At 60.6% G+C, this 21,090-nt stretch carries 16 protein-coding genes and 1 pseudogene; 9 read left to right on the top strand and 8 right to left on the bottom strand.

Going from position 1 to position 21,090, the window contains the following annotated elements; translation table 11 throughout:
* Positions 1-227: 227 nt before the first annotated feature.
* Complete coding sequence (locus CFE428DRAFT_RS41305) at positions 228-584, bottom strand: ATP-binding protein (protein ID WP_420196894.1); 357 nt, start codon at positions 582-584, stop codon at positions 228-230.
* Positions 585-1,272: 688 nt separating this feature from the next.
* On the opposite strand from CFE428DRAFT_RS41305, the gene CFE428DRAFT_RS23560 reads away from it, so the two are divergent.
* Positions 1,273-1,833 (top strand): hypothetical protein, encoded by a 561-nt coding sequence (locus tag CFE428DRAFT_RS23560; protein WP_006982172.1) that lies wholly within the window; start codon positions 1,273-1,275, stop codon positions 1,831-1,833.
* A gap of 70 nt (positions 1,834-1,903) precedes the next feature.
* Here the strand turns inward: CFE428DRAFT_RS23560 and CFE428DRAFT_RS23555 are convergent, their stop codons facing one another.
* The 3 genes from CFE428DRAFT_RS23555 to CFE428DRAFT_RS23545 form a co-directional block, all read right to left on the bottom strand.
* On the bottom strand, positions 1,904-2,698 hold the full coding sequence (locus tag CFE428DRAFT_RS23555; RefSeq protein ID WP_042725649.1) for a DUF5984 family protein: 795 nt from the start codon (positions 2,696-2,698) through the stop codon (positions 1,904-1,906).
* A gap of 150 nt (positions 2,699-2,848) precedes the next feature.
* Positions 2,849-3,994, bottom strand: coding sequence for a cation:proton antiporter (locus CFE428DRAFT_RS23550; protein WP_272941138.1), 1,146 nt, complete (start codon positions 3,992-3,994; stop codon positions 2,849-2,851).
* A gap of 154 nt (positions 3,995-4,148) precedes the next feature.
* A complete protein-coding gene (locus CFE428DRAFT_RS23545; protein WP_006982169.1) occupies positions 4,149-5,114 on the bottom strand; it encodes a mechanosensitive ion channel family protein in 966 nt (321 codons plus the stop codon).
* 406 nt (positions 5,115-5,520) lie between these two features.
* Here CFE428DRAFT_RS23545 and CFE428DRAFT_RS37705 point away from each other — a divergent pair, with 406 nt between their 5' ends.
* Genes CFE428DRAFT_RS37705 through CFE428DRAFT_RS23510 form a run of 7 tightly spaced genes read left to right on the top strand, consistent with a single transcriptional unit; the run spans position 5,521 to position 12,594 of the window.
* Entirely contained in the window at positions 5,521-6,060 is a 540-nt protein-coding gene (locus CFE428DRAFT_RS37705; protein WP_157447612.1) for a sigma-70 family RNA polymerase sigma factor, read from the top strand.
* Complete coding sequence (locus CFE428DRAFT_RS37700; RefSeq protein WP_006982167.1) at positions 6,057-6,437, top strand: hypothetical protein; 381 nt, start codon at positions 6,057-6,059, stop codon at positions 6,435-6,437. Before CFE428DRAFT_RS37705 ends, CFE428DRAFT_RS37700 begins: the two co-directional genes overlap by 4 nt.
* The gene (locus tag CFE428DRAFT_RS23530; protein ID WP_042725648.1) at positions 6,391-7,389 is read left to right on the top strand and encodes a FecR domain-containing protein; all 999 of its coding nucleotides are present in this window, start codon (positions 6,391-6,393) and stop codon (positions 7,387-7,389) included. Before CFE428DRAFT_RS37700 ends, CFE428DRAFT_RS23530 begins: the two co-directional genes overlap by 47 nt.
* Position 7,390: 1 nt before the next feature.
* Positions 7,391-9,328, top strand: a complete 1,938-nt coding sequence (locus CFE428DRAFT_RS23525; protein WP_006982165.1) for a DUF1592 domain-containing protein — start codon at positions 7,391-7,393, stop codon at positions 9,326-9,328.
* A 30-nt stretch (positions 9,329-9,358) separates the two neighbouring features.
* Positions 9,359-10,798 carry a DUF1552 domain-containing protein gene (locus CFE428DRAFT_RS23520; protein ID WP_006982164.1) on the top strand — a complete coding sequence of 480 codons (1,440 nt, stop codon included), beginning with the start codon at positions 9,359-9,361 and terminating at the stop codon, positions 10,796-10,798.
* 12 nt (positions 10,799-10,810) lie between these two features.
* On the top strand, positions 10,811-11,674 hold the full coding sequence (locus CFE428DRAFT_RS23515) for a sialidase family protein (protein WP_006982163.1): 864 nt from the start codon (positions 10,811-10,813) through the stop codon (positions 11,672-11,674).
* Between the two features lie 23 nt (positions 11,675-11,697).
* On the top strand, positions 11,698-12,594 hold the full coding sequence (locus CFE428DRAFT_RS23510) for a leucine-rich repeat domain-containing protein (protein ID WP_006982162.1): 897 nt from the start codon (positions 11,698-11,700) through the stop codon (positions 12,592-12,594).
* 616 nt (positions 12,595-13,210) lie between these two features.
* Here CFE428DRAFT_RS23510 and CFE428DRAFT_RS23505 read toward each other — a convergent pair.
* Entirely contained in the window at positions 13,211-14,761 is a 1,551-nt protein-coding gene (locus CFE428DRAFT_RS23505; RefSeq protein WP_006982161.1) for a YifB family Mg chelatase-like AAA ATPase, read from the bottom strand.
* 747 nt (positions 14,762-15,508) lie between these two features.
* On the opposite strand from CFE428DRAFT_RS23505, the gene CFE428DRAFT_RS23500 reads away from it, so the two are divergent.
* The gene (locus CFE428DRAFT_RS23500; protein WP_006982160.1) at positions 15,509-16,399 is read left to right on the top strand and encodes a sigma-70 family RNA polymerase sigma factor; all 891 of its coding nucleotides are present in this window, start codon (positions 15,509-15,511) and stop codon (positions 16,397-16,399) included.
* A gap of 170 nt (positions 16,400-16,569) precedes the next feature.
* Here the strand turns inward: CFE428DRAFT_RS23500 and pyk are convergent.
* The 3 genes and pseudogenes from pyk to CFE428DRAFT_RS23485 form a co-directional block, all read right to left on the bottom strand.
* Positions 16,570-17,972: pseudogene (gene pyk / locus CFE428DRAFT_RS23495) on the bottom strand (pyruvate kinase).
* 376 nt (positions 17,973-18,348) lie between these two features.
* Positions 18,349-20,556 carry a glycogen debranching protein GlgX gene (gene glgX / locus CFE428DRAFT_RS23490; protein ID WP_006982157.1) on the bottom strand — a complete coding sequence of 736 codons (2,208 nt, stop codon included), beginning with the start codon at positions 20,554-20,556 and terminating at the stop codon, positions 18,349-18,351.
* A 20-nt stretch (positions 20,557-20,576) separates the two neighbouring features.
* Entirely contained in the window at positions 20,577-20,972 is a 396-nt protein-coding gene (locus CFE428DRAFT_RS23485; RefSeq protein WP_006982156.1) for an ACT domain-containing protein, read from the bottom strand.
* Between the last annotated feature and the right edge of the window lie 118 nt (positions 20,973-21,090).

Raw genomic sequence — 21,090 nt, 5'->3', positions numbered from 1 at the left:
GCACCGCGTTGAATCCTTAGCGGGATATTTAAACTTCCCCTTCGTAACGCCCCATCCGTGTCCTGGCACCGTGACACGGCAGTCGGCAAACCCTCGCAACGCCCAATGCGCGACCCAAGGGTTTCTGCTGTCGGAGTTCGGGCTCAACTTCTGACCGTGGACATGACCCTTCAATTTTGGGGCGTTGGGCGTAATCGCCTGCACTGACATCCACATTCATGTCATTTTCATCCAGCCTTCGACGGATTCTTCGAGCGCGCAGTGGGGCATGAGGAACTGGGCGGATCTGCACGTTGCGGCTGGCCCTGCCTTCGGCGAAGCGCCCGCTGGATGGCGCATCGGATCGCTAAAATAACCCCATCTGCAGGGGGCATCGCGACGATGAGCATGAAACCGGCGGGACAGGCGAGAGGACCGCCGGCGCGGCGGATGGTGACGCACGAGTGTTCCAAGGGCCGTCGAAGCGCTTTCAGCGATTCGGTGTTGTCAAAAAATGTGGCTCTTCGCTGTTTGGAGTGGGTGCCGACGGCTTGGCGTTTGCCCGCGGTGAAATTATGGCAGAGAGCGCGAAGCGCCCCAACCATCTTTGTCATCCTGAGCGGAGCGGGGAAGCATGGGCGGAGTCGAAGGACCTCCGACTTCCGCGGGTTTTCGCGCGGAGCGTCGGTAAGCTCTCGAAGAGAAAACGTCTTCTCTAGTGAAGCGGATGGAGAAGAAGGATATTGGACGTAATTCTTCTTCAGTAGGGCAAAGATCATGGTATAGCGAATAAGAGTAACGCGTGTATCTTAACTCCGGCACACTGTCACTCGGCTCCGCGCGGAAACCCACGGAGATCAGAGGTCTTTCGACTCCGCCCATGTTTCCCTGCTCCGCTCAGGATGACACGTTTTTTTTCGGGCGCTTCGCGCTCACTGCGATGATTTCACCGCGAGCATAGGCAGTTCGTGAGCCACCCACTCCAAACAGTGAACAGCCAAAAATGTCGCCTGCCCTATCGCCCCCTTGACTCCTATTGCCTACCTATTGCTCTATGTGAGCCCTATCGCTCTACGAGATTTGGCTATTATCGTATTATACAATGGTCTTAATGGTTGCCTGCGGACACCGGCTGGGGCTCCCTTGCCGAATTTCCCGTGGTCATTCAACTCGGCAGGCAACCCTAAGTGGACTCTCACAGATAACACTAATCCGAGGAGCGGGGAACACTGCGCAACGGCCGTAGTTCGGCAAGAATGGGAGAGACCTTGGACAGCGTACGACAATTAAACGATGAAGATACATTTTTTCTGTTTTTTACTTTATATCTGGGTTGTGTTCGCGAGCCGAGCGGACTTAAATCCCGCTGACTTACGCCGTGAGTCTGCTGTTGCGGCGTTCCTATCCGAGAGACCCCAGGTGCCGTCTCCACACGACAAGCTCTTGGTGGTACGGGTTGATTTTAATCAACATGGCGATGCCGCATTTTTATTATGCTATTCGGTGACGGATTATTTTAAGCACGTTGGGCATACTTGGACCGTACTGGAATTCAAAAATGGTGCCTGGGTCGAACCGAAAACGCTTGATGAGAACGGAGTGACAAAGAACACCTCCGCGATATCGTTCGACGAAGATAACGCCGACCTCGTTCGCTTGGATAAGTACGGCCGCTACGGGATACTGAGCTATTCATATAAACAATGGTGGTTCACTTACTTGGAAAATGATGTCTTGAGGACTATTCGCTTTGCGAAAGCGTCCGACATTGGAATGTCCGAGATGGAGTTGAAGCGTTTGGCGGATTCCCGTAAAATTAGCGTGGAGCGAAGAGGACTGAGTAGTTCTCGTTAGTGGAGCGTCGGCCGGCTTGGGCGCGCCAAAAAGTCGAGCGCATTTCCATCAGTAAAGCCGACGTTGTGCGCTAGGCCGGCAATGAAGCGCCACAAACCGCCGCTGTTTTGCGGATTTCACTCTCTGCTTCTTCCCATGGAATGTCTTGCCGCTCTGCGCGAAAATATGAGTCAAACTCGCAGCGCCAGCTTTCTTGCTGTTCTCGCAGCGAATCAATGCTGACAGCGACCTGCGGGTGAAAGTCACCGGTCTCTATGCAGGAGATTCGCTTGTGCATGTCGGCGAGCAAGCGATCGGAAAAGTCGCGGCATTCAGAAGTGAACGCCTCTATGGGTATTTCGTAAGAGCCATAAGAAGCTTCCCAGACTTCGGTGCCATCGACGCGCTTGCTTCGATTGTCCCATCGAATGTGGATCCGGTCACCGATACGGACGAAATAGAATTCGGGGTTTTCGACAAAGTAGCCGGTCCACGGCGACCGCTCTCCCAGCCATCGCCATGCGGTATAATAGTCCGGACTCAATTCGCGGCCGGCTTCGTCTTCAAGCCGAACTGATAAGAGCTGCTCCAGAAGTGCCCGGTCTGTTGCGAGAAGCTCGAAGAAGGGTGGAAGGGGTGCCACGCCGGGAGCCACGCTGCCGAGAATGTCTCGGGCGATGGACGCGATTTGATAATGGGCGTCTCGCTGGACGTCGCTTTCCCACAGCCGCAAAACTTCCTCCCTGTATCGGAAGAGCACTTGATCCCCGATTGGCATCCGAAACTGCCCCAAGGTCAACACAAACCAGGACAACGATGGGTCGTTGGGGCTCCCCCACGGGACGATTTCCTCGACGGGGTCTAAATCAAATTCGAAGAGAGCCATGCTTGCATCAGAGATACGACGGGGAAGTGCAATGAACTGGATGCTGCTCGATCGCATACGGACAGTTCACGCCTAGAGATTGCGATCGAGTGTTCGGTACTGGATCGCTTCGCCGACGTGGTCGGCGAGGAGTTCGGGACGCAGAAGATTTCAAATTGGGGCGCTGCTGAGAGTCTCATTCGCATGCTGGTCGCGGCCGGGATCGGCCTGGATGCGCTTCGCGAAACGTTCGGAGAGAATCGGGCCGGCTACGCAGGAAGCGACGACGAGAAAGAGGACCCCGTTGACGTAGGATTGATCGAGCAAGGGTTCGCCGAAACGATTGACGGTATGATGGGCGACGACCGCCGTGGCCAGCGTGGCCGCCATTTGGGGCAGTGAGATGCTCCAGACCAGCGCAGTCTCAGCGCGGTTGCTCCCGTAAGCCAGTCCGCTGAGCCAGGCGGCAAGATACTTTCCAATGATGAGCGCCGCCAAAAGGCCGGCGACCAGGCCGGGTCGGGTCAGCATTGTCTGCCAGAGCAGGCGGAAATTCACCAGGAATCCGGCGCAGAGGAAGAATGCCGGGATGAAAATCGCGTGCGCGGTGATTTCGAGTTGCTCGACGGCAAATTTGCCCCGCACGGCGCGCTTCACGGCAATGCCCACGAGGAAGGCGCCGACGATGCCTTCGAGGTTGATCGCCCTGGCGCCCTCCGCGCAGAGCGCGATCACGAACAGGAGAATCATCACCCGCAATTCCGGCGTCTCCCCGTAGCGGATGATCGCCTTGCGCGCGAGCGAGCCTGCGCCGTAGAAGACCAGCACGACAAAGACGGCGAGCTCGAGGAATTCCTTGCCGAGGAAGCTCCACGAGAACCCGGCGAGATGCACGCTGGCGGTCACGGCCAGGACGAGCATCGAGGCGATATCGGTAAAAATGGTGCCGCCCACCGCCATGAGAACCGTGGGGTGCTGGGCCAGCCCCAGGCGCCGAAGCAAGGGGAAGGCGAGCAGCGTATGGGAAGAGATGAGCGACCCGATCAGCAGCGCGCTATTCCACCCCGCCCCGCGGAGTCGCCCCAGAACCACGCCGCCGATGAAAGGGAGCAGGAAAGTCAGGGCGCCGAAGGCGAGCGAACGCGAACGCGACCGCTTGAATTCTTCGAGGTCGATCTCGAACCCGACGAAGAACATGAAAAGCAGGCCCCCTATTTCCGCGCGCATGTTGATCACCGGCCCTTCGGGATCGACAATGTCGAGCACGGACGGCCCGATAATGACGCCGGCGATGATGAAACCGAGCACTGAAGGCAGGTGCAGGCGGGACCATCAACTTCGGCAAAATCACGGCCAGGCCGATGGCCATGGCGAATTGCGTCAACAGGCTGAAGTGTTCGTTGATGTGCCCCATGTGCAGGTCTGGTGCCGGACGATAGAGAAGCGTCTCTTTTTTACGCCCCTTGTGGCGCTAAGTGAACTCGGATTTCGGGGGCGATGGCGGCGTGGGCTCAATGCGGAGCGGAGGGAGCCTGACGATGTCGTATGTCGACGAGGCGATGCCGATGCCGGCGGCGTCCAGCTCCTTCAGAATTTGGCGGCTCATTTTGTCTTTCGCCCAGCGGGCGCCGTGCGCATCGACGAGGAAGCGGAGGGTCAGTTCGAGCCAGTTATCCGTGATCCGATAGTAAACCGACGGATCGAGGTCGAGCTGCTCCAAGCCATACTTATCGCGAAGTCGCTGGATTTCGGTGGTCGGCACGGTCTCGGCACGCAGGGCATGGTCTTTCGCCGCTTTGAGAAGGATTTCTTCGACCTTCTCCCGTTCTGCCTCATAGGTTATCGGCAGCGCGATCTCATCCCAGATATAGGGAAAATCGCGGGTATAGTTATAGATTGGTTCATCGAAGATCTTGGCGTTTGCCACGGTCACAATGCGGCCGGTAAATTGCCGGCTCCTCACCCAGACTGACGGGTCTGCGTCTGCGGCTGGCGGCTGGCCCATTTCCATGATCGTTGTCTGGATGAACCCGAGGGCGATGACGTCCCCGCGCACGCCGCCCATGCTGATGCGGTCGCCCACGCTGAAGTTTTCCCCGCGCAGAATGACGAAATAGCCGGCGAACGAAGTCACCACCTTTTGCAGGGCAAAGGCCAGACCTGCCGTGACCAGGCCCATGGCCGTGGTCAGGCGCGTCGGGTCGTCGAACCAAATGGAAAGAATCGCCAGCATCGACACCAGCGCGGTGAAGAGCGTGATGCCCTGGCGCGTCCAAAAACGCCCGCGGCTCATCGGGTTGCCGCCCAGGATCAGATTCGTCAACCAGAGCAGCAGGAGGCGTAATAAGCCGACCGCGAGAACGAAGCCGATGGTGAGAAGAAGTTTCCGTCCGTTCTCGGGATTGACGCCGACGAATTTGATTCCGAAGAATTCCATCGTCCCCCCGGTATCGTTCAGACGCGCCGAGGTGTCAATTGCACGGAGGCTCTCAGCTATCGCGAGCGCTTCGCATGGGCAGCGGGTCCTGTTCCCGGCTGGCGGTGAGGATGGTGGGAGAGATGCCCTTTGCCAGACGGTTTTTTCTGGCTCGCTCAAAAACGTGTGTGGACCACACACACACACACGGTTTGCCCTATATACATGGGCAAAACCGTGTGTGCGTGTGGCACACGGTTTTGGGGCAAATACACGGTTTTTCACACACGGTTTCGAAACGTGTGGTAAATATATTTTCATGCTGTATTTAGGGGAGAGGGGGCTTTACGGCGGCGGGATGCAGGTCGGGTTAAGACCGCGGGCAAAATTCTCCGTGGGATTTGGGGCGCCGAGGCTAAATAGGATGATGCCAGACGGTTCCGATTCCAGTCTTCCCCCGGCGGATTTCATTGCGCACGTGACGCGTGCGCAACGGACCTTGCATGCTTTCATCCTGTCCATCGTGCGCAATGCGGCGGATGCGGATGACGTGCTGCAGGAGGCGAATATCGTCCTCTGGCGCAAGGCGGCGGAATACGATGCCACCCGGGAATTCATGCCGTGGGCGATGCGGATCGCGCAGTGGCAGGCCCTGGCGCTGCTGAAGAAGAAATCCCGGGCACGGGTGACTTTCGATGACGATTTACTGGCGCTCATCGCGGAGGAGGCCATGGCGGAAGCCGCCGAGACGGATCCGCGCCGGGTGGCCCTGGCGGGCTGCCTGGAAAAATTGCCGGATGGGCAGCGGGCGCTCATTGCGCGCCGTTACGAGCCGGGCAGTTCGGTGAATGCGCTCGCGGAAGAGCGCGGCATTTCGCCGAAGGCGCTTTCCGAGATGCTGCGGCGCACGCGCCAGATGCTGCTCAACTGCATTGAACGCACCCTGGCCCAGGAGGCGCGCGCATGAACGGGCATCCTGATGAATTGGAAAGGCTCTTGAATGCCTTGGTGGATGCGGATTCCGCTGAGGCTGTCGAAGAGTGTGAAGCGCAGTTGGCGGGGATTTTGCGGAACGATGCGTCGGCCCGCCGGCGGTACCGGGAATTCATGGGGCTGCACTCCGCGCTGATGTGGGATTACGTGGCGGCAGCGACGGATCGGCCGGAAAACGGGGTGGTGATGGAGCCGCGGCGCGCACTTTGGCGGAGGGCGCTTTCGTGGGCGGCGGTGATTGCGGTGGCCGGACTGGCCGCGGCGCTCTTTTCCTGCGGGCAGCCGGAAATCGAGCCATCGGGAGGTGGCCCAGGTGGAATCGGTGGAAGGCGCCGTTTCGTGGAGCGATGATACCGGAGGGCAGCGCACCGGGCTTTCCTCTGGCGCGAGGCTGGCGGCAGGCACGCTGAACGTGGAGGGGGCTTCGAGCTCGGCCCAATTGCGATTTGACGACGGCACGGTCCTGACGCTGACCGGCGACGCCGAGTTGGGCTTTTCCGATGATGGCCAGAAGCGGCTCGCGCTGCGCCGCGGCGCGTTCACCGGGCGCGTGGCGCATCAGCCCGCCGGCCGGCCGATGGTGGTGCGCACCAACACCGCGGAAATCGAAGTGCTCGGCACGGTGTTCGCGCTGGCCTCGGAGCAGAATCAGACGACCCTCAATGTGGAGTCCGGGAATGTGCGCATGCGGCGGCTCGCCGACGGGCGCTCCGTGGAGGTGTCCGCCAATCGCGTGGCGGTGGCCTCGCTCGATGTGGGCGCGGCCATGGAGACCCGGTTGCAGGGCGTCCCACCGGAGGAGTGGCGTTGTTCGTTCAACCAACCTCCACCCGCCGGTTCGAATGGACTGTGGCTTCCGCCTTCCGCGGGAAAACGCGGCCGGATGCGCTCGCTGCCGTTTGTCGCCGGGCACGATGCGAACGGCCGGATGGTGGTCCATCACGGCGTGACCGTGCGGGCGATGCCGGGGGAAGATTCCGGTCTGGTGACCCTCACGGAGCGCAGCATGTTGCATGTGCGTTTTCGCACGGAGCAGCGCACCGGTTTGAAGCTGTTCCTTTCCTGCGAAGGGCCGGGGGGCACCTTTGGCGGGAACTTTGAACTAGCGATCCAGCCCTCCGCGGAACTGCCGGATACCGGCGGATGGATGCGCGTCGATGTGCCCCTGCGCCCGTTACATGTGCTCAGCCCGGAGGAGCATCCCTCGGTGGAAGGCGAACGCGTGCGCACGCTCATCCTTCACTCTTACGAGTACGATGCCGGCCTGGAAGTCGCGGAAATCGGCATCGGACAGGAAAAATAAAATGGCTTCGCAACGTAGCTCGTCTTCTCTCCCACTTTGGCTCGCGTCCGCCGTGACGCTGGTCGCGTTCCCCTGGTGGAGCGCCGCGGGCGAGCCCGATTTCGCCCAGGCCCAGGCCGTGATGAAGGAGCATTGCTACAAGTGCCACGGCGCGGAAAAGCAGAAGGGCGACGTGAACCTGGAAGAGTTCAAGGACGCGAGCGCCATTGCGAAGGAGCCGGAGATTTGGGCGAAGGTCGTGGACGTTTTGCGAGGCGGAGACATGCCGCCTTCCAAGGAGCCCAAAATGGCAGACAACTCGCGCGACCTGCTCGCCGGTTGGGTGGAGCAGACGCTCGATGCGGCCATTATTGCCAAAGGACCGGATCCAGGACCGCCGATGATTCGCCGGCTCACTCATGCGGAATATCGCCGGGCGGTGCGCGATCTCTTCGGGATCGATTTCGATTCGGCGGGCGCCGTCGGCATGCCGGAAGATCCGGTGGGGCGCGGCTACGATAATCTTGCCGTGGCGCTGAAGATTCCGCCGGCCCTCACGGAAAAATACGTCTCCGCCGCGGACGAAACGCTGGCCCGCCTCTTCGATCCGAAAGCGCAGGGGAACAACCTCGCCGGCGCCATCAACGCCCAGCTCCGCGCTCGCGGCGCGTCTCCGGCACAGATGCGGGAAACGGCGCGGGCCCTGATGTCCCGGCTGCTTCCGCGGGCCTACCGCCGGCCCGTCGGCGCGGATGAGACGGCGCGCTACGTGGCGTTATTCGACGCCGCCATCGCCCAACGAAAAGCGCCGGCCGAGGCGTTTCGTTTCATGTTCAAGGCGGTGCTGCTTTCGCCGAACTTTCTCTTTCGCGTGGAGCCGGATCGCGCCGGTGCGACGCAGCCGTATCACGTGAACGACCTCGATCTGGCCTCGCGGCTCTCGTTTTTCCTGTGGTCGAGTATTCCCGACGATGAGCTGCTGGCCCTGGCTTCCCAGGGGAAGCTTTCCGACCCGGCCACCCTCCGGGCGCAAGTCACGCGCATGCTGGCCAGCCCCAAAGCGAAAGCGCTCGCGGAGGATTTCGCCGCGCAATGGCTGCAGCTGAAGAAACTCGCGGAGGCCCGTCCGACCATCGAGTTCTTCCCGACCTTTACCGAGGAGTTGAAGGAGTCGATGCGCCAGGAGCCGATCCTCTTCTTTGACGCGCTGCGCACGAGCAACCTGCCGGTCACCGACCTGATCGATTCCGATTTTACTTTCCTCAACGGCGCGCTGGCCGAGCATTACGGAATCTCCGGGATCAAAGGGACTGCCTTCCAGCGGGTGGCGCTCCAGCCCGAGGAACATCGGGGCGGCGTGCTGGGCATGGGTGCGGTGCTCTCGATGACCTCTCACACCTTCCGCACGTCTCCCACGCAACGAGGCAAATATGTGTTGGAAGTGCTGCTCGGCACGCCGCCGCCACCGCCGCCGAATAATGTGGCGCAGATCGAAGACGCGGCCGCGCATGGGGAAGCGAAGAGTTTCCGGGAACTGCTCGCCCAGCACGCCACGGACGCTTCTTGCGCGGGTTGCCATAAGCGGATCGATCCGCTCGGCTTTGGGCTCGATCACTACGACGCGATCGGCCGTTGGCGGGAATCGACGAAAGATCAACCGCTCGACACGGCCGGCGTGCTGCCGACCGGCGAGAAGTTCGACGGCCCGATGGAGTTGAAGCAGGTGTTGAAGGCGAAACAGCAGCGGTTCATCGAGAATCTCAGCGAGCAGATGCTCATCTATGCGCTCGGCCGCGAACTGCGCCCGGCGGACAAGCTGGCGGTGAAGAAGATCGCCGCCGACCTCACCCAGGACGGCTTCCACTTCTCGAGTCTCATCTCCGGAGTGGTGAACTCCTACCCCTTCCAGAATCGCCGGAATTTCGCGCCCGCATCCTCGACCAAAACGGCGGCGCGCTGAATCACGCCATCCATTCTTTCCCTCACGCTTATGAATCGACGTTCCTTCCTCCGCGGCACCGGCGCCTGCATGGCGCTACCCTTCCTCGAGTCACTGCTCCCCAGAGCCGCGCGCGCGGCGCTGGCCGGACGGCCTCCGCTCCGCATGGGCATCTTCACCGTGACCGGCGGGACGGTTCTCGAATCGTGGAAACCGGCGGCCGAAGGCGCGCTCACCACGCTGCCGTCCATCCTGCGTCCGCTGGAGTTTGCCAAGAACGATATTCTCGTCCTGACCGGTCTCTCGCAGAACGGCAAAGCCGAGGGCAAATTCAACGGTCACACGCATGCGGCCACGCTGCATCTCACGGCGTCGGACGTGGTCAAGGAAGAGGGGGGTAAGATCACCGCGAGCGTTTCCGTGGACCAGGCCGCGGCGCAGATCGCCGGGAAGGAAACGTTCCTGCCGTCGCTGGAAATGGGGCTGGGCAAAGGAGAGACCAAATACTCGTTCTCCGCGCCGGATCAGCCCATCCCTTACGAGGCGAATCCGCGTTTGATTTTCGATCGCATGTTCCGTGGCCGGCAGCCGGAGACGCCGGTCTGGGCGCGTGCTGGGGCGAGAGCCAGTGTCGCGGTGGCGAAGCCCACGGTGGCGGCCCCCGCCGGCCCTTCGCTGGATCAGAGCGTCCTCGATCTCGTGCTGGATGAATCCAAGAGCCTGCGCGGGAAACTGGGCAGCGGCGATCAGCAGCGGCTGGACGAATACATGGAAAGCGTGCGCGCCGTGGAAGTGCGCGTGGCGCAGATGAACCGCCAGCAGACATCGGATTCGAAGGACATGGGAATCGCCAAAAGCGGTCTCGTGCTTCCGAAAAATCTACCCGCGGACGCGACCGTGTGGAAAGACGATCGCCCCATGATGTCGGATCCGGAGCGCCACGCGGATTACATCCGGCTCCTCTCCGATCTGATGATCCTGGCCTTCCAGACGGATACGACGCGGGTTTGCACGTTTGCCGTGGGCAGCGACGGCGCGTATTTCCCGGGCGTGGTCACGGTCGGATACGAGCGGCACTGCCACACCCTGGAGCACCAGGGCAACGCCGCGCGGCCCGATCTTGCGGATCCCATTTCCCGCGAAGCCTGCCGCCAGATTCATGAATGGTACACCTCGCTCTTTGCCGACATGATTCGGAAGATGAAGAGCATCGATGACGGCGGCGTTTCGCTGCTGGACAACTCGATGCTCCTTTTCACCAGCTACATGGCGGACGGCGGTCATGGCAGAAAGGACTACCCCTGCCTGCTCGCGGGGAAGGCTCAAGGAACGATCAAGACGGGCCGCCATCTCGCCTTCGAGAAAGACACGCCGGTGGCCAATCTCTATCTCGAGATGATCCAGCGCATGGGCTCGAAGGCGGACGAGTTCGGCGACAGCAAAACGGCCAAGACGGCGCGCTACAACGGGCGCCTGCCCGGCCTCGCCTGATCTGCGCTGCTTATGTTCCTCGCCGTAGGTCATCAGGGCGCCCGCATTCTGTCGAAAGACGGTCTCACGTGGGAGAAGCCCACGTTGGGCAAGGACGGAGAAGTGTATCGCGCCGCGGCGTTTGGCAATGGGCGCTTCGCTGTCGTGGGGACTTTTGGCGGGGAAAACATCATGGCGTCTTCCGCCGATGGCGCGAAGTGGGACACGGGGAAGCGGGACGCGAAGTATTCGCATTATTTCCGGGGCATCGCGTTTGGCAACGGCATCTTCCTCGCGGCGGGTGGCGATCCCACGACCGTCGGCGTGGGCAAGCCGTTCGTCGCCGTTTCCAAGGACGGCGCCGCGTGGGACGACAACGTGCCGATCGATGGGAAGTTCATTTTGCGTCGGCTGGCGTTTGGGAAGGGGATCTGGGTCGGGGTGGGCGACCGCGGGCGCCTCGCGTCGTCCGCGGATGCCACGACGTGGACGGATACGACCGGGACCAAGCCGATCGATACCCTGGTCGATGTGACCTTCGGCAATGGCGTGTTTGTCGGTGTGGGGTTGAATGGGTTGCGGCGCACCAGCAACGACGGCAAGACGTGGACCGACCCGCTGCGCGGCAATGAAGGCGAGCACTTGAATTCCATCGTCTTCACCGGCAACCAGTTTGTCGCCGTGGGCGCGGGCGCGACTTATTTCTCCGCGGACGGCAAAGACTGGAAGCGGGCCCCGAACAAGAATGCGCCCACGTTTGCGACCTTTGGCGGCGGCGTATTTGTCGGCACCTCGTGGCGCGGCCGCCTTTTACGTTCGATGAACGCCGTCGATTGGGCCGATGCGCACAAGTGCGATCAGCCCATCGAGGCGGTCGCCTACGGCGCCAAGCTTTGAACTATTTCCCCCATAAAACCGAAATGAAAATCGCTCCGCTCACCCTCCTGTTCACCGCCGTCTTCTGCATCGCCACCGCGACTCATGCCGCCGATGCGCCGCTCGGCCCGGCGCTGACGCAGATCGGCGCGAAGTTTGGCAAAAGCTGGCAGTTCAAGGAACCGTATCTCTCCTTCAAGACGGATGCGCCTTTGACCGAAGATGCCTGGAAGGAAATCGAAACGCTGAAGCCGAACTATATCTCGGCGAATGGCAAGGGCATCGATGATGCCGCGGTGGCGCGTCTGGCCCGGCTGCCGCTGGAAGGCCTTGGGCTCGACGGCACTTCCGTGACGGAGGCCGTCTTTAAGACGCTGAGCCAGATCAAAACGCTGAAGCAACTCGGCATTTCCCATGCGCTGGGTATCAAGGGCGTCGGCGCGGATGCCCTGGCAAATCATCCTGTGCTGGCGATTGTTTCCATCGGTGGAACGGGCTTTGGCGACGCGGGCATGAAGGCGCTGGCCAGCCTGCGCCAGTTGACGAAGTTGGGCCTGAATCACGATCAAGTGACCGATGCGGGGCTCGCGGCGCTGGCGAATCATCCCGCGCTCGAAACGCTCATGTTCAGCCCGCAAATGACGCCCCGGATTACCGACGCCTCGCTGCAGACGGTGGCGACGTTGAAGGCGCTCAAGGAACTGCAGATCAACGACACCGTTTTGACCTATGACGGTGGGCTCAAGCTCCTGAAGGCGCTGCCGAACTTGCAAAAGCTGACGATGAACAACGTCGGGCTGGTCGACGCCGATCTCGCGAAGTTGAAGGCGGACCTCCCCAAAACGGACATTAAGTTCACGCCGGCCTCGGCAGAGTTGGTGGCGAAGTGGAAGCAGCAACTGGAAAAGAAACTCGCGCAGCAACCGCAGCCCCATCGCTGATCTGCTTACGTCTTACGACGCTGCTACCGGCGCGGAAACGCGGAGGGCATGGGCGAAGAAACCAGGCTCTTCGCTATCGGGACTTGGTAGCCTACGGTCTGACGTCCGCGCGCGGTGAAATCACGGCAGTGAGCGCGAAGCGCTCCAACCACCCTCTTTGTCATCCTGAGCGAAGCGGGGAAGCATGGGCGGAGTCGAAGGACCTCCGAGGCGGCGGCGTCCGGGACAAGTGGCGGCAGGTAAATGGGCGAGCAATTCCCGTGGGTTTTCGCGCGGAGCTTTCTTGATTTGCGTGACCGTATATTAAGCGACCGGAGTTTTCCACCACCTGCGCCCGGGATATTGGAGGTCCTTCGACTCTGTTCAGTCGCTTAGGCTCCTTCTCTACGCTCAGGATGACAGGCTTTTTTCGGGCGCTTCGCGCTCACTGCCTTGAATTTCACCACCAGCATCATCGCGTCGCAGTTCACCGCCGAAGCTGGAGCTTCGCAGACAAGTGCGTACCCAAGCTGGAGCTTGGGCACGAGGAAACAGCATCATCCTGTCGCAGTTCACCAGATCGTAAGCCACCCACTTGAAACAGCGGCGAGCCAAGAATTCTTGAGACCTTTGAATTTTACGCCCAGAGATTGCGATCGAGGGTGCGATACTGGATCGCTTCTCCGACGTGTTCTGCGAGGATGTTTTCGCTGTCAGCGAGGTCGGCGATGGTGCGGGCGACTTTGAGGATTCGGTCGTAGGCTCGTGCGCTGAAGTTGAGTTCGGTCATGGCCATCTTCATCATGCCTTCGGCGGCTTCCTCGAGGGTGCAGTGGCGCTTGAGGAGTTGGGCGGACATGCGGGCGTTGCAGCGGACCTTGCTCTTGCCGTTGCCGTTTTGGGCGAAGCGCTCGCGCTGGATGTCGCGGGCTTTGATGATGCGTTCGCGGATGGAGGCGGAGGATTCGCCGGGGGTTTTGCTGGAGATGTCCTGATACTGGACGGCGGGGACTTCGACATGGATGTCGATGCGGTCGAGCAGGGGGCCGGAGATGCGGTCGCGGTAGCGCTGGACGTCATTGGGACTGCAGCGGCATTCGCGTTTCGGGTCGCTGAAGTAGCCGCATTTGCAGGGATTCATCGCGGCGATGAGCATGAAGTCCGCAGGGAAAGTGAGGGAGCCGGTGGCCCGGCTGATCGTAACCCGCGCGTCTTCCAGAGGCTGTCGAAGCACCTCGAGGGTCTGGCGGCGGAACTCGGGGAGTTCGTCGAGGAAGAGGACGCCGTTGTGGGCGACGCTGATTTCGCCGGGCGTCGGGGTGGCGCCGCCGCCGATGAGGGCGATGTCGGAGATGGTGTGGTGCGGGGAACGGAAGGGGCGGGTGGCGACGAACGATTGGGTGGGATCGAGGAGCAGGCCGCAGATGCTGTGAATCTTGGTCGACTCGATGGCTTCCTCGAGGGTCATCGGCGGGATGATCGTCGGGATGCGCTTGGCGATCATCGATTTGCCGGAGCCCGGGGGACCGATAAATAGTGCGTTGTGGTTGCCGGCGACTGCGACCTCGATGGCGCGCTTGACGTGGTGCTGGCCGCGGACGTCGGCGAAGTCGACATCGTAGTTTTGATGCTGGGCGAAGAACTGGGTGACGTCCTCGCGGATCGGCGTGAGCGTTCTTTCGCCAGTGAGGAATTCGAAGGCCTCGCGCAGGTTGTGCACGCCGTAGACTTCGATGCCGTCGACCATGGCGGCTTCGCGGGCATTTTCGATGGGCACGACGATGGCGCGGCGTCCGGCGCGACGGGCCTCCAGCGCTACGGGGAGCACTCCTTTGACCGGACGCACCTGACCGGTGAGAGCGAGTTCGCCGACGAAGCAGTATTGCTCGGCGTTGAGGAGTTCCATCTCGGCGCCGACGGCGACCATGGCGAGGGCGATGGGGAGGTCGAAGCTGGGGCCTTCTTTTTTTACGTCGGCCGGCGCGAGATTGATGGTGGTGCGTCCACGCGGCCAGCGATAGCCGCTGTTCTGGATGGCGGTGGTGACGCGGTCCTTGCTCTCCTTGACGGCGACGTCGGGCAGACCGACGACGACGATGACGCCATTGCCGCTGGCGCCGTTGACTTCGATTTCCACCTCGAAGGCGTCCACACCATACACAGCAGCAGAATAAACTTTGGCCAGCACGGGGCGCAGCGTGACAAAGAAGCGCGGCGATGGCTAGTGCGGGCTTGAGATTCGGGAGAGATGCGCTCCCCCGCATTGTCATTTTGAGCGGAGTGGAGGGAGTGTAACGACCGGAGCGCAGTCGAAGAACCCCGTGGAATAACCAGCGATGATCTCTGGTAATGCGACGGGGTTCTTCGACTACGTGCCCCGCCGCCTTCGCCCATCGGGGCACTCCGCTCAGAATGACACGCGGGGGAGGCGGTTTATTTATTTCACAGTCTCTGAGAACGATGTGCCGAGAAATAAATTTCAGCACGCCCTGTTAGATTGGGGACGCGCGGGAGCGCAACCCTCCGTGGTGTTTGTTTGTTCGGGTCGTTAACCTTTCAGTTGACGCGAATATAAAACTAATCTATCTTCACTGTTCTGGCCAAATCACGGCAACCGTTGACAGCTCCATTTCCCCCGCTGGGAAGTCAACCTTGCAGGCCAGTGGACGGGCTAAAGTAGCTGGGTCGCAAGAGGACGCAAAAAGGTTTGAACATCCGCTAATAAAGTCTGTCAGAGACCGTGATACTTAACAACATTGACTACTGACCCTCTGAGATAAACAAATTTCCTTGAAACCCCGGCGATCCGAAGCCATTGTCCATACAACGACACTACATCAGCGCCGCCCAACACCCACCTACAACCGGAAACGCACTCTCAGACGTTACAGTTTAACGACGCATACATCCTGCTAGAAAGCCAGAGGCACCCAAAATGAACTACAAATCCGGCGAAGATTCCGATTCGGGAATCAAGATCTACCTGCGCGAGATCGGGCAAATTCCGCTTCTCACGCCGGAGCAAGAGATTGAACTCGCTGCCAAGATCAAGAAAGGCGACAAGGCGGCGCGTTCGCTCATGATTCGGTCCAACCTGCGTTTGGTCGTGAAAATCGCGCATGATTACGCGAACCTCGGTCTCCCGCTGCTCGACCTCATTTCCGAGGGCAACATCGGCCTGATGAAGGCGGTGGAGCGTTTTGACCCGGCCAAAGGTGGCAAACTTTCGACCTACGCCGCGTGGTGGATCAAACAGTCCATCAAGCGCGCGCTCGCGAACCAGAGCAAGACGATCCGCCTGCCCGTGCATCTTGTGGACAAAATTTCCAAGATGCGCCGTGTGGCCTTGCAGATGAGCGAAGAGCTCGGCCGCGAGCCCACCGACGACGAGTTGGCGGAAGAAGTCGGGCTTTCGTCCGGCAAAATCTCGCAGCTCAAGACTGTGTCCATCCGCCCAGCCTCGCTGGATGCGCCGATCAGCGACGACGACTCGACGGAATTCGGCGAGATCGTTGGCGACCTGGAAGCGCTCACGCCCTTCGAACGTCTGCGCGACAAAAATCTGCGCGACGAAGTGGGCGACCTGCTCGAGGTGCTCGATGAACGCGAAAAGAAAATCATCTTCTCGCGCTTCGGCCTCGACGGCGGCAAAGCCAAGACGCTCGAGGAAGTCGGCAAGAAATTCGGCGTGACGCGGGAACGCATCCGCCAACTGCAGAACATCGCGCTCATGAAGCTGCGCCGTGCGCTGCAGAAGAAGGAGAAGCCGATCGACCACCTCCTGCCGGCGCATGTCACCGGCGGTGATATGGACTTCGACGATTAAACGAAAACAATTCCCACAAAGGGCGCACTCGAAAGAGTGCGCCCTTTTAGTTGGTGGTGGGACGAAGGAGGCGGTGGGCCTCTTAATCTTAATCTTGATCTTAATCTTAATCCCGACCGGCAGGAGTAAGATTAAGATTAGGATTAAGATTAAGAAATGCCCCGGAATCCCTACCCGACCACGCGCACCTGGATCGTATCGAAGCGCTCTTCGCCGGCGAGCATGTCGCTGACGATCACGAGGTGGTCGCCTTTTTTCGTGAGCTTCGCTTCGACCAGCGTTTGGATCGCGGAGCCGATGGTGCGGCCAGGGTTCGCGTCAAAGGGTAGATAGTGCGGATACGTGCCCCAGTTGACGATCAGCTTGCGGCAGACCTCGTAGTTCGGCGCGAAGGCGTAGATAGGTGCGTTCGGGCGCAGATTGGAAACGTAATCCGCCATCGTGCCGCGACGGGTGAAGACGACGAGCTTGGAGTCGGGCAGGGAATTGGCCAGCGACACCGCGGAGCGCACGGTCTTTTGCCGATCGTCCTCGAGCATCGCCTCCTCGCCGTAACCGGCGCCGCCGCTGCGCTCGATGCGGGTCGCCACCTTGTGCATTACTTCGACGCACTTCACCGGGTATTTGCCCACGGTCGTTTCGCCGCTGAGCATGATGGCGTCGGCCTGTTCGAAAACGGCGTTGGCCACGTCGGTAATCTCCGCGCGCGTGGGCACGGGATTCGCGATCATTGACTCGAGCATGTGCGTGGCCACGATGACCGGGACGCCTTTCATCAGGCAGCGCTTGACGATCTTGCGCTGGATGATCGGCAGATCCTCCATTGGGCATTCGATGCCGAGGTCGCCGCGCGCGACCATTACCACATCGGTCGTCTCGATGATCTCGTTGATGTTCTTCACCGCGAGCTGATCCTCGATCTTGGCCACGATGCGCGCGGTGCTGTCGTGCGAGCGCAGGACGCGACGCAGTTCTTCCACGTCGCTCGGCTCACGGCAAAAGCTGAGGGCGACGTAGTCCACTTGCATTTCGGCGCCGACGGCGACATCCGCGAGATCCTTCTCGGTGAGCGGCGGCAGATTCACTTTTACGCCGGGCAGATTGATATGGCGTCGTGAGCCCATGGTCCCGGAGGTGAGCACTTCGCAACGGATCCGGTTGCCCTTTTTGTTGAGCACCTTCATGTGGATGTTACCATTGTCCACGAGCACGACGTCGCCCACGGAGATATCGTCGATGAGCCCGTCGTAATTCACCGGGTACCGAGTAGTGTTCCTCGGCTCTGCGTGCCGCGCACGGTGAACTCAAAAATGTCGCCGACCTTGAGATCGAGCTTCGTCGGCAGATCACCGGTGCGGATGGCCGGGCCTTGGGTGTCCATGAGGATGCCCACCATCACGCCGAGTTCCTTGGCGATGGCGCGGATCCGCGGCACGATCACGCGCACCCAATCGTGCGGGGCATGGCTCATGTTCAGCCGGAAAATATTCGCTCCGGCATGGATCATCGCGTGCAAGACTTCCGCCGACTCGGTGGCCGGCCCCAGGGTGCAAATGATTTTGGTTTTTCGCATGCGGGAGGGAAGCTGAAAGGTGTCGGGCTAGGCGAGCGGAAATGCGTGGCGATGTGACGGCGAAACTTGAAATGCTACGACGGCTTTACTTTAACGCAGAGGGCGCAGCGCGGAGGGCCGCAGAGAGGGGTGGTAGCGAAACCGCGCGCTCATTTTGAGCGGAGCGACATCCTATCGCTCCTATCCGTTCTATACTTCCTATGAAGAAATAGGAGATATAGGAGGAATAGGAGGAAACCACGGAGCGCACATTCGCACCTCCTCTGCGACCTCTGCGCCTCCGCGTTTGTCCCCACGGCACCACGGAGTTGCCCCATGTTTCCGCGGGCATCTCGCAAGCTCGGCTCTCCCAAAGCGTCGAATCTGCGTTTTAAAATTACCCCGCCTTCGTCGGCGGCTTCACCGGTGGGCGCAATTTCCACGAGGGGGTGCGGGCGTGCTCTTGCGAGCCGGCGGTGAGTTTGAAGACGGACATCGAGCGTGGCTCCAGCGGCAGCTCGTCGCCGGAGGGATGCGTCGTTGGTTGCGCGACGAAGCCCGCTTCATCCGCGGTATCGATGATGCGTTCCCACACCACTTTCTCCCGGCCCGGTATGACGAAGTCGACGGCCTCGTGGTGCGAATTGAAAAGCAACATGAAGGTATCGTCGTGCACCGGCTTGCCGTAGTAATCGCGAATGTCCTCGGCGAAACCCACCAGCACCACGCCGATGCAGCGGATGAAGCTGCGGTTCCAATGCTCCTCGGTCATCTCGCTGCCGTCGGCGTTGAACCACAACAGGTCCTTCGCCTCCATGCCACGAATCTTGCGCCCCTGGAAAAACTTCGGCCGCCGGAAGATGGGATGCGCGTGACGGAAATGGATGAGCTTCGCGGTGAATTCCTCCTGCCGCTGCTCCCAGTCCGTGCGCTCCCACGAGAGCCAGTTCAGCTCGTTATCCTGGCAATAGGCGTTGTTGTTGCCCTTCTGCGTGCGGCCGTATTCGTCGCCGCCGCAGAGCATGGGCACGCCTTGGGAGAGGAAAAGCGTGGCGAGGAAATTGCGCTGCTGCCGTCGGCGCAGGGTATTGATCTTTTCGTCCTCCGTCGGACCCTCGACGCCGCAGTTCCAGGAGCGGCCGTGATTGTCGCCGTCGCGGTTGCCTTCGCCGTTGGCCTCGTTGTGCTTGTCGTTGTAGCTGACGAGATCGTGCAGCGTAAAGCCATCGTGGGCGACGACGAAGTTGATGCTCGCGTAGGGGCGCTTGCCATCGCGTTGGTAGAGATCGGAACTGCCGGTGATGCGATAGGCAAATTCCGAGATGTGCTCGTCGCCCTTCCAGTAGCCGCGAATATTGTCGCGATACTTGCCGTTCCATTCCGCCCAGAGCACCGGGAAATTGCCCACCTGATATCCGCCCTCGCCCACGTCCCACGGTTCAGCGATGAGCTTCACCTGCGAGAGGATCGGGTCCTGGTGGATGATATCGAAGAAGGCCGAGAGCCGGCTGACTTCGTGCAACTCGCGCGCCAGCGTGGCCGCGAGGTCAAAGCGGAAGCCGTCCACGTGCATCTCCAGCACCCAGTAGCGCAGCGAATCCATGATGAGCTGCAGCACGCGCGGGTGCATCATGTTTAGCGTGTTGCCACAGCCGGTGTAGTCCATGTGGAACCGCTTGTTGTCCGGCAGGAGACGGTAATAGGCGGCATTGTCCACACCGCGGAAACACAGCGTCGGGCCGAGCTGATTTCCTTCCGCGGTGTGGTTGTAGACCACATCGAGAATGACCTCGATATTCGCTGCGTGCAGGTTCTTCACCATCTGCTTGAACTCGGTGACCTGCTGGCCGTTCACGCCGCCGCTGGCGTAGGCAGCGTGCGGGGCGAAGTAGCCGATGGAATTGTAGCCCCAGTAGTTCGTCAGTCCCTTCTTTTGGAGAAAATCGTCGTGAATGAAATGGTGCACCGGCAACAACTCCACCGCGTTGACGCCGAGCTTCTTGAAGTAGTCGATGGCGAAATCCGTCCCGAGCGCCGCGTAGGTGCCGCGGAGTTTCTCGGGAATGTGCGGGCAGAGCTTCGAGAAGCCCTTCACGTGCGCCTCGTAGATGACCGAACGATGCAGCGGCGTGGCGAGTTGGTGGTCGCCGCCCCAGTCGAAGCGGTTGTCGACGACGACGCACTTCGGAATGCCAAAGGCGTCGTCGCGCGGGTCGATCACAAGGTCAGCATCCTTCCCCGGACCCACCTTGTAGCCGAACATCTCGTCACTCCATTCCACTTCGCCGGCGATGGCCCTGGCATACGGATCGATGAGTAGTTTCGCCGGATTAAAGCGGTGTCCTTCCTTCGGCTCGTAGGGCCCGTAGACACGGTAGCCGTAGTGCTGCCCGGCTTTGATGTCGGGCAGGAAACAATGCCACACCTGGTCGGTGTGTTCGGTCATGCGAATGCGCGCGGTTTCCTGCGGCGCATCGGCGCTGTCAAAGAGGCACAAATCCACGCCGGTGGCGTTTTCGGAAAAGAGCGCGAAATTCACGCCCTGATCCATCACCGTGGCGCCGAGAGGGTAAGGCAGGCCCCGCCAGACTTGAGATTGCGACATGATCTCCCGAGCCGGCAGCGCTAGTCCTTCTTCAGCACCTTCAGCGCGTGTTTGGTGTCATCCACCCGCATGATGAGCAACCCCTTCTTCGCGCCGGGACTCGTGGCGAGATAGGCGTATTCGATGTTGATCTTCGCCTTGGCCAGGCGCGCGGAAATCTTGGCCAACATGCCCGGCTTGTTGTTGTTCTCGATGGCGAGCACCTTGCTGCCCACGGTGAGCACGCCGCGCTCCTCGAAAATAGCCAGCGCCTTCTCCGGGTCGCTGACCACCATGCGGACCACGGAATGGTCGGCGGTATCGGAAATCGTGAGGGCGAAAATGTTGATGTCCGCTTTGGCCAGTTCATTGCAGACATCCGCGAGCATGCCGGGCTTGTTGGCGAGAAAGACGGAAAGTTGTTTGACGATTTCCATAGTAGTGCGGGTTGAAGGTTCCATCGCAGTGTGGTCGCCGTCGAGCACGGTCTCAACACTCAATTCATGGCGATTTTCCCGGCGGACGGTAGTGGAACTTTCTTTTGGAGCAAGGCCA

Source organism: Chthoniobacter flavus Ellin428, from assembly GCF_000173075.1.
In the GTDB taxonomy this organism is placed as follows: Bacteria; Verrucomicrobiota; Verrucomicrobiia; order Chthoniobacterales; family Chthoniobacteraceae; genus Chthoniobacter; species Chthoniobacter flavus.
Note: the sequence above shows the minus strand (reverse complement) of the source record. Positions and strands in the feature narration are given on the sequence as shown.